The sequence below is a fragment of the Pseudomonas sp. JQ170C genome, assembly GCF_035581345.1.
Classification (GTDB): Bacteria; Pseudomonadota; Gammaproteobacteria; order Pseudomonadales; family Pseudomonadaceae; genus Aquipseudomonas.
Window position 1 is genome coordinate 2,760,579 of the sequence record NZ_CP141608.1, and the last position, 15,027, is coordinate 2,775,605.

A 15,027-nucleotide genomic window follows, 5' to 3' on the forward strand; every position below is an offset into this window, starting at 1 on the left:
CCCGCAACCCGGGTCAAACCCTGAAGCGCCCCACCAATCCGGTCAACTCTTGCGCCAGCCGCGACAATCCCTGGCTGGCCTCCCGCGTTTGCTGGGCACCCGAGGCCGAACGGCTCGACAGTTCACGGATGTTCAGCAGGTTCCGGTCCACTTCCCGCGCCACCTGGGCCTGTTCTTCGGCTGCACTGGCAATCACCAGGTTACGTTCGTTGATTTCGCCGATGGCGCTGTAGATGCCTTCGAGCACCTGGCCCGAGGCCTGGGTGATGTCCAGGGTCGACTGGGCTCGCAGGGTGCTGGTTTGCATCGACGTCACCGCCGCTTCGGTGCCCTGCTTGACGTCGGCGATCATCTGTTCGATTTCCTGGGTCGATTGCTGGGTGCGATAGGCGAGGGTGCGCACCTCGTCGGCCACCACGGCAAAGCCTCGCCCGGCCTCACCGGCGCGGGCAGCCTCGATGGCGGCGTTGAGGGCCAGCAGATTGGTTTGCTCCGACACTGAGCGGATCACTTCCAGCACCTGGCCGATGTCACGAATCTGTCCGGCCAGTTGCTGCAGGCGCTCGCTGCTGGTGTGCACCTCGGCGGCCATGGCGCGGGTGCCGTCCAGGTTCTCGCCCACTTGCTGGCGGCTCTGTTCGGCCAGTTGGTTGGAGGCGTTGGCCGCCTGTGAGGTGGACACGGCGTTGCGCGCCACTTCCTCCACGGCGGTGGTCATTTCAGTCACGGCGGTGGCGGCCTGCTCCAGCTCCTGATCCTGCTGGCGCAGGCTGTGGGTGCTCTGTTCGGTGATGTTGTCCAGTACCTGTGCCGCCTGCTCCACTTGCACGGCATAGGCGGTGAACTGGGCCAGGGTGGCACGCTGGCTGTTCTGCATGTGGGCGAGGTTGGCGAACAGTTGGCCGATCTCGTCGCGGGTGGTGACTTGCACGGTGACGCTCAGGTCATCCTGGGCGAAACGCTGGAAGTGCCCACTGGCCTCGAGCAGCGGGCGCAACACGCGGCGGGCGATAAACCCCCAGCACAGCACGGCCAGCAACAGCGTGACCACCACCAGGGCGACACTCAGTGCCTTGGCAGCCTGCAGGCGGCGGTCGGATTCGCGCATGATCTGCTGGCTGCGCTCGCTCAAGGCCGCCACCAACTGCTGACGCAAGGCCTGCAGGCGGGCCATGGCAGTGCCGGCGTCGGTGTTGACGCTGAAGTAGCGCTGCAAGTCGTTCATGCGCATCGCTTCGCGCTGGCCGGCCACGGCCTGGGCGTATCCATCGAAGGTGCGCTGAAGCTCCAGGGCCAGGGCGTTGAAGGCAGGTTCCCGGGCATTGGCGACCAGCTCGGCAAACAGCCCACGGCTGTTGTCGATCAGTTGCTCGGACATCGCCATGCGCTTGGAGGCGCTCTCCACGTGGCCGCCGCTCTGCTCGATAAAGCCCGAAGACACGTTGGCACTGGCGCGGATTGCCATCAGCAGGGCGTTGTTCAACCGGTCCGACTGGTGTGCGGTCTGGTCCAGTTCGGTGATCTGCTGATCGCTGCCCACCGCCGCGCGCCAGGCGCTCAGGGTGGAAAACAGCAAGGTGAGGGTGAACAGCGACAGCACCCAGAACATGCCGGTGCGGATTTTCAAGTCGGCGAACATGCAGGCAGTACTCCTTTGTAGTTGTTATCAGCGCCACCCCGCGCCGGCATTTCGGCACGGGGTGGTCTGCTATCGGAGTGGCTGCAGGGGGACTTGAGGGCTGAACTGCGCTTGTGTTCGATTACCGCACGGTGTTTGTTTCAGCGCCCCTCATGCTGGCGACGATAGGCGCCGGGCTGCACGCCCACGGCCTTGCTGAAGGCGCGGGTGAAGGCGGCGATGGACTGATAGCCAACAGCGGCGCACACCTGCTCGACGGTGTTGTGGGCCTTGAGCAATTGGCAGGCGTGACGCATGCGCAGGGCCAGTAGCACTTGCCCTGGGGACTGCCCGGCAAGCTCGGTGAAGCGCTTGAAGAAGGCCGAACGGGAAAGCCCCGTGCAGGCCGCCATGCTTTCCAGCGGCCAGGGGTGTTCGGGGTGGGCGATCAGTTGTTCGACCAGGGGGGCGAATTGCGGGTGACGGGCCAGGGCCACCAGGCCGTGCATGCCGGTGTCGCCTTGCACCTGTTGGCGCAGCACGTAGAGGAACAGCAGGTGGCTCAGGCGCTCGAGCAACGCCGAGGACGGCGCCGGCTGGCGCTGGCACTCGGCAAGGATCAGCTCGAACAGCGCGGTGGCGGCGCTCAGGGCAGGGTCGCCGGCGCGCAGGATGATCCAGTCGGCCAGGCCTTCGATGATCAGAGACGACAGCCCCGGCTGAAAATGAAAGAACCCGCACACCAGGCCCACGCCGTCATTGGCGTCGATGTCCAGGGGCAGCATGGCCCGGCGCGGTTGCGCGCGGGCAAGCTCGTCGTCAGCGGTGCCGGCCAGGCGATAGGGCAGGTCGCGGAGCAGGAACACCGCGTCACCGGCTTCAAGGGCAATGGCCTCGGGGTGGCCGTCGATGTGCAGCCAGCAATGACCCTGCACGATCAAGTGAAAACTGGCCCGCGCCAGGCCCTGGGTGCTGGCGTGCCAGCCCCCGCAATAACGCCCGACATGGAACAGCGTGGCGTCTAGCTCAAGGCTTTCTAATAACCAATCGACAAGTGGGCTGGATGAAATCATCTAATGGAAAGACTCAGAAGCAAGTAATAGCGACTCTAGAATATGGAAGGTATTTCTTATAACCAACAGACTGGCGGCACACCCTAGTATGCAGGAGTCCACTCCATGTCGCGCGTCACTCTCCACACCGTGCAAAGCGCCCCCGAGGCTGCCCGTCCATTCCTTGAAAACGCCCAGAAGAATTCCGGGTTCATCCCCAACCTGCTCGGCGTGCTGGCCAACGCCCCGGCGGCGCTGGAAACCTACGTGACGGTATCGGCGCTCAACGGCAAGGCCGAACTGAGCCTGGCCGAGCGTGAAGTGGTGCAACTGATCGCCGCGACCAACCACGGTTGCGACTTCTGCGTGGCCGGCCACACCGCCGTTGCCCTGAACAAGGCCAAGCTGCCGCAAGAGGTGGTCGACGCCCTGCGTGCACGCGGCGAACTGCCGCAGGAAAAACTCGAAGCCCTGGCGGCGTTCACCCGTGAGGTGATCGCGACCCGAGGCAATGTCAGCGATGCCGGTTACAACGCCTTCCGCGAAGCGGGTTACAGCGAAGGGCATGCCCTTGAAGTGATTTTGGGCGTGAGCCTCGCGACGTTGTGCAACTTTGCTAATGTGTTCGCCCAAACCCCGCTCAATGACGAGCTGAGCAAGTACCGCTGGCAGCCTTCGGCATAACGATTCGATGGCGCCAGTGTTCACTGGCGCATTTTTAAAGGAGTAAACCCATGCTCGATCCCGCATTTGCTCAGTGGCTCGATGCCCAGGCCGAAGCGCTCGACCAGGGTCAGTGCGACCCGCAGGCCGTCCTGGGTCAATTGGCGTCGGCCCACGTGCTGCGCATCGGCATCGACCGGAACCTCGGCGGCAGCGCAGGCACAGTTGCCGACGCGATCGAAGCCGTGGCCCAGGTGGCCAGCCACTCGCTGGCGGCGGCCTTTGTGTTCTGGGGCCAGCGCGCCTTTATCGAGTACCTGCTGCAAAGCCCCAACGCCGCCTTGCGCGAGCGCTTGCTGCCGCCCTTGCTCAGCGGCGAGCTGGCCGGCGCCACGGGCCTGTCCAACGCGATGAAATTCCTTTCGGGTATCGAGGCGCTGCAGGTCAAGGCCAGCCCCGAGGCGGCCGGCTGGACCCTGGACGGTCGCCTGCACTGGGTGACCAACCTGCGCAAGGGCGGCTTTGTGGTGGCGGCGGCCATCGACGAGGAGGGCGCACCGCCCTTCGTGCTGGCCATCCCCGACGACGCGGCGGGCCTGACGCGTTCCGACGACCTTCAACTGATGGGCCTGCAGTCGAGCAACACGGCAGCGCTTGCGTTCGAGCAGGTGGCCGTCAGCCGTGACTGGTTGCTGCACGAAAACGCCAAGCAGTTCTTGCCGGCGGTACGCCCTGCGTTCCTTGGGTTGCAGTGCGGCATGGCGATCGGGTTGGCGCGGCGCTCCTTGCGCGAAGTCGAGGCGCACTTGCAAGGCGCGCGCTCGTTCCTGGCCGACGCCTTGAACCTGCTCGACGAGCGTCTGGAAACCACCGTGCGCGAGCTCAAGGACGGTGTGCTCGATGGCCGCTTCCTGGCGCAGCCGGCTGCCTTGTTCAAGCTGCGTATCCTGCTGGCCGAAACGGCTGCCGACGCGGTGCAATTGGAATTGCAGGCCAGCGGCGGCAAGGCTTACCTCACCGCCTTCGGTGCAGGCTTTGCCCGGCGCTGGCGTGAGTCGGCGTTTGTGCCGATTGTCACCCCGAGCCTGGTGCAACTGCGCGCCGAGCTGCATCGCCAGGCGTCGGTAGCATGACCAAGGTGTTACTCGAAGCACGCGCAATCAGCCTCGGCTATCCGCGTGAGCAAGGCTGGCAGAGCGTGCTGGAAGACTTTGACCTGCAGTTGGCGCCGGGGGAGGTGATTACCATCCTCGGTCCCAGCGGGGTCGGCAAATCCAGCCTGCTGCGGGTGCTGGCCGGGTTGCAGCAGGCGCGCGGGGGCAGTGTCAGCCTGCTCGGTGAGCCATTGCACGGGCCACACCCGAGGCTCGCGGTGGCCTTCCAGGACCCGAGCCTGCTGCCCTGGCTCAGCCTTGAGAAGAATGTCGCCTTCGGCCTGGACTTTGCCCGTCAGCCCAAGCTTGCCGCCAGCGAACGCCGTGCCCGCATCGATCACGCCATCGAGGCGGTCGGCCTGCAGCATGCCCGCGATCAGTACCCGGCGCAGCTGTCCGGCGGCATGGCCCAGCGCACCGCGCTGGCCCGCTGCCTGGCGCGCCAGCCCCAGGTGTTGTTGCTCGATGAGCCTTTCGGCGCCCTGGATGAAGTGACACGCGCCGACATGCAGCAACTGCTGCTGCAATTGATCGCCCGGCACAATACCGCGGCGATCCTGATTACCCACGATATCGACGAAGCCTTGCTGTTGTCTGACCGGGTACTGCTACTGGGCAACCACCCGGCGCGTACCCTGGGCCAATGGCACATCGACCTGGCGCACCCTCGCGAACAGCGGGTCGAGGAGCTGGGCGCGTTGCGTATCGACATCCTCAAAACCCTTCGGCGGGCCAGCCGCACCGAACCCACTCCTGAACCATTGCCGCTGCCGTCGGAGACTGCCCATGTGCCTGGACGACTTCACCCACACTCGTCGTGATTTCATCAAACTCAGCGCCTTGCTGACGGCGGGCGGCGCCATGCCGCTGCTCAATAGCCTGCAGGCGCGCGCTGCCAGCGACCCCGATGCGCCGGTGCGTATCGGCTACCTGCCGATCACCGATGCCACGCCGTTGCTGGTGGCCCACAACAACGGCCTGTTCGAGGCCGAAGGCATCAAGGCCGAGCGCCCGGTGCTGCTGCGCAGCTGGGCCCAGGTGATCGAGGCGTTCATCTCCGGGCAGGTCAACGTCATTCACCTGCTCTCGCCGATGACGGTGTGGGCGCGCTATGGCAGCAAGGTCCCGGCCAAGGTGGTCGCCTGGAACCATGTCGGCGGCTCGGGCCTGACCGTGGCGCCGGGCATCAGCGAGGTCAAGCAGCTGGGTGGGCAGACCGTGGCGATTCCGTTCTGGTACTCGATCCACAACGTGGTGGTGCAGCAGTTGTTCCGCGACCATGGCTTGCAGCCGGTGTCCAGGCCGGCAACGGCGCCGCTTGCGGCCAATGAGGTGAACCTGCTGGTACTGCCGCCGTCCGACATGCCGCCGGCGTTGGCCAGCAAGCGCATTGCCGGCTACATCGTCGCTGAACCCTTCAATGCCCTGGCCGAAGACTTGAAGGTGGGTCGGGTTCAGCGCTTTACCGGGGACATCTGGCGCAACCACGCCTGCTGCGTGGTGTTCATGCACGAGCATGACTTGAACAATCGTCCGGAGTGGTCGCAGAAAGTCGTCAACGCCATCGTCAAGGCCCAGCTCTGGACCCGCGACCACCGTGCCGAGGCGGCGGCGCTGCTGTCCAAGGCCGGCCCCAACCGTTACACGCCGCACACCCCGCAGGTGCTGAGCAAAGTGCTGGCGCCGTCTGCCGACGACCGTGCGGCCTATATCGCCAGCGGTGCGATCGAGCATGCGCAGTGGGACGAGAAGCGCATCGACTTTCAGCCTTACCCGTTCCCCAGCTACACCGAGGAGCTGGTGCGTCGTCTGCAGAACACCCTGATCGAGGGCGACAAGGGCTTTTTGGCCGGGCTGGACCCGCAGCAGACTGCGCGTGACCTGGTCGATGACCGTTTTGTCCGCAAGAGCATCGAGGCGGTCGGTGGGCTCAAGGCGTTCGGCTTGCCGGACAGTTTCGAGCGCAGTGAGGAGTTCGCGATCTGATGGGCAAGCATGTAGTTCATGGCGCGCTGGGCGCCGCCGGCTTGCTCGGCTTGTTGCTGTTGTGGTGGCTGGGTGTGCACCTGTTCGGTGAGGCCGATGGCCTGTCGGCGCGCTTCTCGCCACAGGCCACCCTGAGTAGCCTGATCGAGCTGCTGGGCCAGCATGAGGTGTACGAACATGCGTGGGTGAGCCTCAAGCGCATCCTTGTCGGCTTGTTGCTCGCGCTGCTGATCGGCGTGCCGCTGGGGTTGCTGGTGGGCAGCTACCGTCATCTGGAGGCGGCGACCACACCGGCCTTCCAGTTCTTGCGGATGATCTCGCCGCTGTCGTGGATGCCGGTGGTGGTGATGCTGATGGGCGTGGGTGACCAGCCGATCTATTTCCTGCTGGCCTTTGCCGCGTTGTGGCCGATCTTGCTCAACACCGCAGCCGGCGTGCGCCAGCTCGATCCGCGCTGGCTGCAACTGAGTCGCAGCTTGAGTGCTACACGCTGGGAAACCCTGCGCAAAGTGATCATTCCGGGGGTGCTGGGGCATGTATTGACCGGCGTGCGCCTGGCGATCGGCATTTTGTGGATCGTGCTGGTGCCGTGCGAAATGCTTGGGGTCAGTGCCGGGCTTGGCTACTTCATTCTCGACACCCGTGACCGCCTGGCGTATTCGGAGTTGATGGCCATGGTGCTGTTGATTGGCGTGCTGGGCTACATGCTCGATGCACTGGCGCGGGGGCTGCATAGACGCTGGGTGCATGCCTGATGCGCAGGATGCTGAAGGCGGGGGAGATCCCGCGTTCGTAGCCGCTGGCGCCAGCCTGCGATCGGCCGCGCAGCGGTCGTGGTTCAGGCTGAGGGGCCTCTCGCGGGGCAAGCCCGCTCCTACCCGTAGGAGCGGGCTTGCCCCGCGAGCGGTCTATAGTGAGGACATAATCGCCTCGGACTCCGCCCATGCAACTGATCAGTCGAGAACCCTGGTGGCGCGAGCCGCCCAAGCCCGGTCAACGTGAGCAGGACCTGCACTGGGGCTACCTGGAAATCTACAAGGACGGCCACGCCGTGTTCGTCGACCAGCGCCCCAGTGACAGGGAGCTGGCCGAACGCAAGAGTTGCCGCAATTTCCCCGACGCCGAAGACTGACGCGCTATTTGCGCGCCTCAAGGATCAGGTTGAACGGGGTTTCCGTCGCCCGCCTGAAATGGCTGAAACCGGCTTCCTGGAACACCGCCCGCAACCGTGCTTCCCCCGCCTGGGCACCCAGCCCCAACCCCACCTCCTGGGACAGTGAGTTGGGGGTGCAGATAAAGGTCGACGCTGCGTAGAACAACCTCCCGACCGGGGTGCTGTTCTCATCGAGGCTGTCGTTGGCGAAGGGTTCGACCAGCATCACCGTCCCACCGGGCTTGAGCGCCTCGAAGGCATGGCGGGCAGCGCCCACCGGGTCGCCCATGTCGTGCAGGCAGTCGAAATAGCAGATCAGGTCATAGTCATCGCCGGGAAAGTCCTTGGCACTGGCCTGGAAGAACTGCGCGCGCTCTGCCACCCCACCTTCGGCAGCGCGCTGGGTGGCCACGGTGATTGACGGGGCGTGGTAGTCGAACCCGAGAAACCGCGACGCCGGGAAGGCCTGGGCCATGATCACTGTCGAGGCGCCGTGGCCGCAGCCAATGTCGGCGACCTTGGCGCCGGCCTGGAGCTTGTCGACTACGCCTGCCAGGGTCGGCAACCATTGCGCCACCAGGTGCGCACGGTAGCCGGGGCGAAAGAAACGCTCGGTGCCGCTGAACATGCACGGGTGGTGATCGCCCCAGGGCAGGGCGCCGTCATCGCGCATGGCGGCGACCAGTTTGTCCTTGTCGTGGTAGAGGGCGGCGATGACCGATGCGCCGCCGGCGACATACACCGGCGAGTCTTCGATGGCCAGGGCCATGGCCTGCTCCTCGGGCAGGCGAAAGCGGCCATCCTGGTGTTCCATGTAGCCCGACGCCGCCTGGGCGCTGAGCCATTCGCGCAGCAGGCGGGCATTGCAGCCGGTCTTGTGCGCGAGTTCGTCGGGGGTGATGAATTGACTGTCGGCCATGGCCCGGTACAGGCCCAGTTCATCGCCGAGGATCAGGTTGGCCAGCATGGCAGCGGCGCCCATGTCGTTGACCAGCTTACCCATGAAGTCATTGAGCTTGGCTTCGTCCATTGCGTGTTCTCCTGCAAGAAGTCCAACGTCAACGGGGTCGTCACAGCAATCGGCAACCTCGGGCCATTTCCCGTGAGGGGGGACCTTTAAGTGTAGTTCAGCGCGCCTGCCCGGACGCGCGCTCGCGCAGGGCCTTGCTGACCTTGGCCTGCACCTCGTAGGCCGGTGCTTCCACGGCGTCGAAGTCGCGGCTGTAGCGCCGGGCGAATTCCTCCACCCCCCATTGCTGGTATTGCTGGACATGGTGCAGTTCGTGGGCCCAGAGCGCGACGTTGTCCTGGGCATCGGCCTCGTTGCGAAAGACGATGATGTCGATCAGGGTCACGGCGTTGACGTCCGGGTTCTGCAGCAGGGCGTTGGCGCTGTCCAGGGCCTGCTGGTCGCCGACCTTGTAGCGCGCGGCGTCGAGGACCTGAAAGTCGTAATAGGCTTCGAGTTGGGCGCGGATGTGCAAGGGGATCGGCAGTACCTCGCCCGCCGCAGCCGTGTTGCGCGCCTGCTGCAAGGCCAGGGCCAGGGAGCTGCTGGCCATGCGCCCGAGGTCATCGAGCACGGTACCGGCCTGGCCCGGGTCGAACGGCGAGCAGATGCAGGTGCCCAGGCAGATTTCGTACTGCCCGGCGGGGCAGGCGGCCAGGGCATTCAGGGGCAAGAGCAGGGCGAGGCCAAGCAAAAAGGCATCACGGGTGTTCATGCAGGGCCCCGGCAAGAAACTCACGGGAGGCCTTGAGCACGTCCTGCTGGCGGCTTTCGCTGGCCAGCATGCGCGCGATCACCAGCGCACCGACGCACTGGCTGAGCAGGGCCCAGGCCAGGGCCGGGTCTTCGAGGGTCTCGGCCCAGGCGTGCTGCAGGGCACTCAGCCAGTGCTCGGCTTCTTCACGCACGGGCAACGGCGCCTGGGCGATTTCGGCGCCCAGGGCCGGAATGGCGCAACCGCCTTCGCGGTTGTGGACATGGGCGAGGGTCAGGTACTGGTCCAGGCAACGCTCGAGCCGCGCGCGGTTCATCGGCTGCTGGGCCATGGGGCTGTGGGACAGCTCGCGGCGTACCACTTCGGTGAACAGGTCGTCCTTGGAGGCAAAGTGGTTGTAGAACGCGCCGCCCGTCAGGCCGATGGCTTTCATCAGGCCGGCAACGCCGGTGGCATTGAAGCCCCCGCGCTTGGCCAGGGCGCCGCTGCTTTCCAGCAGTTTTTGCCGGGTTTGTTCTTTGTGGGTGGTGGAGTAGCGCACGCTGGCGGGTCCCGTTTTCTACCTTGACGAAGCCTGGATCATAGCATAGCGTTCGTTAACTAAATGATCGTTTACCAATGGAGGCGATGGATGACTCAGGGCAAGAAAGTGGTGCTGGTGGTAGGGGCCGGTGATGCGACCGGCGGGGCGATTGCCAAGCGTTTTGCCCGCGAGGGTTATGTCGCCTGCGTAACCCGGCGCAGCGCCGACAAGCTGCAGCCGTTGGTGGACGAGATCCGCGCTCGCGGTGGCGAGGCCCATGGCTTTGGCTCCGATGCGCGCAAGGAAGAGGAGGTGACCGCGCTGGTGGAGCAGATCGAGAGCGATATCGGCCCGATCGAAGCCTTTGTGTTCAATATCGGCGCCAACGTGCCGTGCAGCATTCTTGAGGAAACCGCGCGCAAGTACTTCAAGATCTGGGAAATGGCCTGCTTCGCGGGCTTCCTGACCAGCCAGGCGGTGGTGCGCCGCATGGTTACCCGCGAGCGCGGCACTGTGCTGTTCACCGGCGCCACCGCCGGCCTGCGCGGCGCTGCCGGCTTTGCCGCCTTTGCCGGCGCCAAGCACGGTATCCGGGCCCTGGCCCAGAGCATGGCGCGTGAACTGGGGCCCCGAAACATCCATGTCGCCCACGTGGTGGTGGACGGTGCCATTGATACCGCGTTCATTCGCGACACCTTCCCCGAGCGTTACGCGCTCAAGGACCAGGACGGTATCCTCGACCCTGCGCACATCGCCGACAGCTACTGGTACCTGCACAGCCAGCCGCGGGACGCCTGGACTTTCGAGCTGGACCTGCGGCCGTGGATGGAGCGCTGGTAAGTCCCCTACAACAACAAAAAAGGAAGCTGAGCCATGAGCAAGACCGTTGAGTTTTACTTTGACCTGGGCAGCCCTGCCAGTTATCTGGCCTGGACCCAACTGCCGGCCCTCTGTGCCCGTCACGGGGCGCGACTGGTGTACCGGCCGATGCTGCTGGGCGGGGTGTTCCAGGCCACCGGCAATGCGTCACCGGCGATGGTGCCGGCCAAGGCCCGCCATGTGTTTATCGACATGCAGCGCTTTGCCCGGCGCTACGGCGTGACCCTGGCGTTCCCGCCGGGCTTTCCGATCAACACCCTCAATCTGATGCGTGGCGCGGTGGCGGTGCAGCTGCACCAGCCGCAGCATTTTGATGCCTACGTCACGGCCATGTTCCAGGCCCTGTGGGTGCAGCAGCGCAACCTGGCCGACCCGGCAGTGGTGGCATCGGTGCTGCGGGAGGCGGGTTTTGATCCGGAGCAGTTCCTGGCCTGGACGACCGATGCCCAGGTCAAGACAGCCCTGAAGGAGGCTACCGAAGAAGCCGTGCGCCGGGGCGTTTTCGGTGCGCCTAGCTGCTTTGTCGGCGAGCAGATGTTCTTCGGCCAGGACCGCCTGGACTTCATCGCCGAGGCGCTGGCGTAAACAGAACAGTCAAGTGTAGCGGCGATATTTTCGCCAACTGTATGGTGGGGGCAGGGCGGAGCTCCGTTAGTGTCAATACAGCCCTGATCCCCTTGGAATACCTGCCATGCTCAGCTCACTCGACCTGATAACCGCCTTCGTGCTGTTCGCCTTCGTGTCCTCGATCACCCCGGGGCCCAACAACACCATGCTGTTGGCCTCCGGGGTGAACTTCGGCGTACGCCGCTCGATTCCCCACGCCCTGGGTATCAGCGTGGGTTTCATGGTCATGGTGCTGGCGGTGGGCTTTGGCCTGGGCGAGGTGTTCAAGGCCTACCCGCCGATCTATACCGTTTTGCGCTACGTGGGGGCGGCGTACCTGCTGTACCTGGCGTGGAAGATCGCCACCTCCGGACCGTTGTCGGTCAGCAATTCCGAGAGTCGCAAACCCTTGGGCTTCTGGGGCGCAGCGGCATTCCAGTGGGTCAATCCCAAGGCCTGGGTGATGGCGGTCGGGGCGATCACCACCTACACACCCGCCCAGGGCTATGTCACCAACGTGATCGTCATTGCCACCGTGTTTGCCTTGGTCAACCTGCCCAGCGTCTGTGTGTGGGTGATGTTCGGCAGCGCCTTGCGCAGCGTTTTGCAGAAACCGCGCTGGCTGATGCTGTTCAATGTCCTGATGGCCGCGTTGCTGGTGATATCCCTGTACCCGCTGCTCTTTGTAGAATCGAGCTTTTCCTGACAAGAGCAAGCGGGCACATGCAGCTGATTCCCTGGTCCCATGACACAAGTGCCGGCTTTACCTTGCGCGGCTGGCGCTCACCCGCCAGCGGCAAACCCCTGCTGCACTTTCTCCACGGCAACGGCTTTTGCAGCCTGGTCTACCAGCCCTTGCTGGCGCGCCTGGCCGAACAGTTCGACCTCTGGTTGTGCGATGTGCAAGGCCATGGCGACAGCGATCACGGTGGCCCCTTCGTGGGCTGGAATCGTACGGCCGAGCTGGCCATCGAGGCCTTCGAGGCCGGGCGCGGCGAGTATGGCGAGGTTGCACGCTTTGCCGTCGGCCACAGCTTTGGCGGCGTGCTCACGGGGCTGATCCTGGCGCTGAAACCTCAGTTGTTCCAGCGCGCCGTGCTGCTGGACCCGGTGTTGTTCAGCCGCCGGATGATGGGGCTGATGGGCGCTGCCAGGCTGGTGGGTTTGCACGAGCGTCACGCCCTGGCGCGCAAGGCGGCGACACGACGCAGTCACTGGCCGGATCGTACGGCGGCGCGGGCGTCGCTGGAGGGCAGGGGGATTTTCAAGGGCTGGAGCGAGCCTGCGCTCCAGTCCTATATCGAACACGCCCTTGGCGATTGTGGCGAGGGTGTGGTGCTCAAGTGCCGGCCGAGTCGCGAAGTTGAAATCTTCAGCTCGTTTCCGCGGCGGATGTGGGCGTCGCTGTCGCGGGTGCAGACGCCGTGCCTGGTGGTGTATGGCGAGGATACCTATCCGTTTGTGCCGCAGTCGGTGCAGCGTTGGGCGCAGAGTAATCGTCAGGTCACGGCGGTACAGGTGCCGGGTGGTCATTGCTTCATGCAGGAAGATCCTGCCGCCAGCAGCGAACGCATACAGACATTCCTCCTGTAGAAGCGGGCTGTTGCAGGGGCTGGACGTGCGCAACCGGGATTTCCGGTAGGAGCGGGCTTGCCCCGCGATAGCGGTGTATCCGTCACATCGCATCGCGGGGCAAGCCCGCTCCTACGCGATATCGCTGGCTTCAAATTCCGCCGCCAGGAAGTCCAGCAAGCTGCGCACCGACGGCAGCAACCCCCGCCGCGACGCAAACACCGCATGCACCACGCCACATTCCGGCGCCCAATTCGGAGTGGCGCGCACCAGGCGGCCGGCATCGATGTCTTCGCGTACCACCACCAGCGGCAGGTGTACCACGCCCACGCCGGCTACCGCCGCCTGGCGCAGTACCACCAGGTCGTCGGTCACCAGCCGCGGGGTGTGGCGAATGCTCGCGCTGGCGCCATCCGGGCCCAGCAGGCTCCACTGGTAATCACGTTGCGGGTTGCCCCAGTGCAGGCTGGGCAGGGCGCTCAGGTCGGCCGGGACCGGGCGCTCCGGCAGTTGCTTCATCAATTCGGGTGCGGCCACCAGGTGCTGGGTGCTGCGCGCCAGTACCTTCATTACCAGGTCGCTGCTTTCCAGCGGCGGCACCCGCACGCGCAAGGCGATGTCGATGCCTTCCTGGATCAGGTCGACATGGCGGTTGGTGCTTTCGATGTGCAACTGCACCAGCGGGCACTGGACCATGAAGCGGGTCAGCATGGGCCCCACCCAGAAGTCCAGCAGGGCCGTCGGGCAACTCAGGCGTACCACGCCCTGGGGCTCGGCACGGTTGCGCTCGATCAGCTCGGCTGCGCCCTCGGCTTCCACCAGCATGGCCACGCAATGGCGGTAATAGGCCTGGCCGATTTCGGTGACCGAAAAGTGCCGGGTCGAGCGCTGGATCAGGCGCACGCCCAGGCGTTCTTCCAGGCCGGCAATACGCCGGCTGAGTTTTGACTTGGGCATATCCAGGGCGCGGCCAGCGGGGGCAAAGCCGCCGTGATCGACCACCTGGGCAAAGTAGTAAAGGTCGTTGAGGTCTTCCACCAGTGTTCTCCATATGGAACGCTGAGGGCAGTTTAACTGATCTACCGCGGATGTCGTTGCGCTCGTAAGGTATATCCATACACGAGAGGAGGCATTCTCATGAAAAAGATCCAAGGCGTTTACAGCAGCCCCAATCCACATTGGGTCGGTGATGGCTTTCCAGTCCGTAGCTTGTTCACCTACGACAACCTGGCCCAGCACATCAGCCCGTTCCTGTTGCTGGACTACGCAGGCCCCCACGATTTCACCCCGACCACGGCCCGTCGTGGCGTTGGCCAGCACCCCCATCGCGGTTTCGAGACCGTGACCATCGTCTACCAGGGCGAACTGGAGCACCGCGACTCCACCGGTGCCGGCGGCCAGATCGGCCCGGGCGATGTGCAGTGGATGACGGCGGCCAACGGCATTCTGCATGAAGAGTTCCATTCGCCCGCGTTCGCAAAATCGGGCGGCACCCTGGAGATGGTGCAGCTGTGGGTCAACCTGCCTGCCAAGGACAAATCGGCACCTGCCGGCTACCAGACCTTGCTGGCCAGCGACATCCCCACCGTGCCCCTGGGCGCCGGCAGCGGCAGCCTGCGGGTGATTGCCGGTGAGTACCGTGGCCACAAAGGCCCGGCACACACCTTCACGCCAATGGATGTCTGGGACCTGCAACTCAAGCCGGGTGCTCCGGTGCGCCTGCCCAGCGCGGCAGGGCGCAGCACGGCACTGGTGGTGCTGCGCGGCAAGGTGCTGGTCAACGGTGAGCGTGCGGTAGGCCCGGCGCAGCTGGTGCTGTTCGACCGTGCCGGTGACGAGCTGTTGCTCGAAGCGCAAACCGAATCCCTGGTGCTGCTGCTCAGCGGCGAGCCGCTGGATGAGCCGATCGTGGGCTACGGCCCGTTCGTGATGAACAGCGAAGCCGAGATCGCCGAGGCATTCGAGGATTTTCGCGCCGGGCGTTTTGGCCAGATGAACGGCCCGAGCGGTCCGCGACACGACAGCTAGTCTCATTAACCCGAAGGCCGCCCCTCGGGGCGGCCTTTGACCCGGAAGGCAGGCACAACCTGCACTCCA

17 protein-coding genes are annotated in these 15,027 nt (G+C 64.9%); 11 read left to right on the plus strand and 6 right to left on the minus strand.

The features are described 5' to 3' along the window. Nucleotides 1-13: 13 nt before the first annotated feature. The gene (locus U9R80_RS12740) at nucleotides 14-1,639 is read right to left on the minus strand and encodes a methyl-accepting chemotaxis protein (protein WP_301842366.1); all 1,626 of its coding nucleotides are present in this window, start codon (nucleotides 1,637-1,639) and stop codon (nucleotides 14-16) included. Between the two features lie 140 nt (nucleotides 1,640-1,779). Beyond that, nucleotides 1,780-2,691, minus strand: a complete 912-nt coding sequence (locus U9R80_RS12745) for an AraC family transcriptional regulator (protein WP_301842368.1) — start codon at nucleotides 2,689-2,691, stop codon at nucleotides 1,780-1,782. A gap of 105 nt (nucleotides 2,692-2,796) precedes the next feature. On the opposite strand from U9R80_RS12745, the gene U9R80_RS12750 reads away from it, so the two are divergent. From U9R80_RS12750 to U9R80_RS12775, 6 genes are all read left to right on the plus strand, one after another. Then, complete coding sequence (locus U9R80_RS12750; RefSeq protein ID WP_301842369.1) at nucleotides 2,797-3,354, plus strand: carboxymuconolactone decarboxylase family protein; 558 nt, start codon at nucleotides 2,797-2,799, stop codon at nucleotides 3,352-3,354. A gap of 50 nt (nucleotides 3,355-3,404) precedes the next feature. Then, nucleotides 3,405-4,466, plus strand: a complete 1,062-nt coding sequence (locus U9R80_RS12755; protein WP_301842370.1) for an acyl-CoA dehydrogenase family protein — start codon at nucleotides 3,405-3,407, stop codon at nucleotides 4,464-4,466. Beyond that, on the plus strand, nucleotides 4,463-5,308 hold the full coding sequence (locus tag U9R80_RS12760) for an ABC transporter ATP-binding protein (RefSeq protein ID WP_301842371.1): 846 nt from the start codon (nucleotides 4,463-4,465) through the stop codon (nucleotides 5,306-5,308). Before U9R80_RS12755 ends, U9R80_RS12760 begins: the two co-directional genes overlap by 4 nt. Further along, a complete protein-coding gene (locus U9R80_RS12765; protein ID WP_301842372.1) occupies nucleotides 5,274-6,473 on the plus strand; it encodes an ABC transporter substrate-binding protein in 1,200 nt (399 codons plus the stop codon). The genes U9R80_RS12760 and U9R80_RS12765 overlap by 35 nt, the downstream gene beginning before the upstream one ends. Continuing rightward, nucleotides 6,473-7,228, plus strand: coding sequence for an ABC transporter permease (locus U9R80_RS12770; RefSeq protein WP_301842373.1), 756 nt, complete (start codon nucleotides 6,473-6,475; stop codon nucleotides 7,226-7,228). The genes U9R80_RS12765 and U9R80_RS12770 overlap by 1 nt, the downstream gene beginning before the upstream one ends. 188 nt (nucleotides 7,229-7,416) lie before the next feature. After that, a complete protein-coding gene (locus tag U9R80_RS12775) occupies nucleotides 7,417-7,605 on the plus strand; it encodes a hypothetical protein (protein ID WP_301842374.1) in 189 nt (62 codons plus the stop codon). A gap of 4 nt (nucleotides 7,606-7,609) precedes the next feature. Here the strand turns inward: U9R80_RS12775 and U9R80_RS12780 are convergent, their stop codons facing one another. From U9R80_RS12780 to U9R80_RS12790, 3 genes are all read right to left on the minus strand, one after another. Further along, on the minus strand, nucleotides 7,610-8,656 hold the full coding sequence (locus U9R80_RS12780; protein ID WP_301842376.1) for a class I SAM-dependent methyltransferase: 1,047 nt from the start codon (nucleotides 8,654-8,656) through the stop codon (nucleotides 7,610-7,612). A 97-nt stretch (nucleotides 8,657-8,753) separates the two neighbouring features. Further along, the gene (locus U9R80_RS12785; protein ID WP_301842377.1) at nucleotides 8,754-9,350 is read right to left on the minus strand and encodes an eCIS core domain-containing protein; all 597 of its coding nucleotides are present in this window, start codon (nucleotides 9,348-9,350) and stop codon (nucleotides 8,754-8,756) included. Then, the gene (locus U9R80_RS12790; protein ID WP_301842379.1) at nucleotides 9,337-9,891 is read right to left on the minus strand and encodes a TetR/AcrR family transcriptional regulator; all 555 of its coding nucleotides are present in this window, start codon (nucleotides 9,889-9,891) and stop codon (nucleotides 9,337-9,339) included. Before U9R80_RS12790 ends, U9R80_RS12785 begins: the two co-directional genes overlap by 14 nt. Before the next feature lie 90 nt (nucleotides 9,892-9,981). Between U9R80_RS12790 and U9R80_RS12795 the strand changes: the two genes are divergently transcribed. The 4 genes from U9R80_RS12795 (at nucleotide 9,982) to U9R80_RS12810 (ending at nucleotide 12,951) form a co-directional block, all read left to right on the plus strand. After that, the gene (locus tag U9R80_RS12795; protein WP_301842381.1) at nucleotides 9,982-10,713 is read left to right on the plus strand and encodes an SDR family oxidoreductase; all 732 of its coding nucleotides are present in this window, start codon (nucleotides 9,982-9,984) and stop codon (nucleotides 10,711-10,713) included. A gap of 33 nt (nucleotides 10,714-10,746) precedes the next feature. Beyond that, entirely contained in the window at nucleotides 10,747-11,337 is a 591-nt protein-coding gene (locus U9R80_RS12800) for a 2-hydroxychromene-2-carboxylate isomerase (RefSeq protein ID WP_301842382.1), read from the plus strand. A gap of 106 nt (nucleotides 11,338-11,443) precedes the next feature. Next, nucleotides 11,444-12,064 (plus strand): LysE family translocator, encoded by a 621-nt coding sequence (locus U9R80_RS12805; RefSeq protein ID WP_301842384.1) that lies wholly within the window; start codon nucleotides 11,444-11,446, stop codon nucleotides 12,062-12,064. A gap of 17 nt (nucleotides 12,065-12,081) precedes the next feature. Then, nucleotides 12,082-12,951 carry an alpha/beta fold hydrolase gene (locus tag U9R80_RS12810; protein ID WP_301842385.1) on the plus strand — a complete coding sequence of 290 codons (870 nt, stop codon included), beginning with the start codon at nucleotides 12,082-12,084 and terminating at the stop codon, nucleotides 12,949-12,951. 111 nt (nucleotides 12,952-13,062) lie between these two features. Here the strand turns inward: U9R80_RS12810 and U9R80_RS12815 are convergent, their stop codons facing one another. After that, complete coding sequence (locus U9R80_RS12815) at nucleotides 13,063-13,971, minus strand: LysR family transcriptional regulator (protein WP_301842392.1); 909 nt, start codon at nucleotides 13,969-13,971, stop codon at nucleotides 13,063-13,065. 96 nt (nucleotides 13,972-14,067) lie between these two features. Here U9R80_RS12815 and U9R80_RS12820 point away from each other — a divergent pair, with 96 nt between their 5' ends. Next, entirely contained in the window at nucleotides 14,068-14,958 is an 891-nt protein-coding gene (locus tag U9R80_RS12820) for a pirin family protein (RefSeq protein ID WP_301842386.1), read from the plus strand. Nucleotides 14,959-15,027 lie beyond the last annotated feature (69 nt).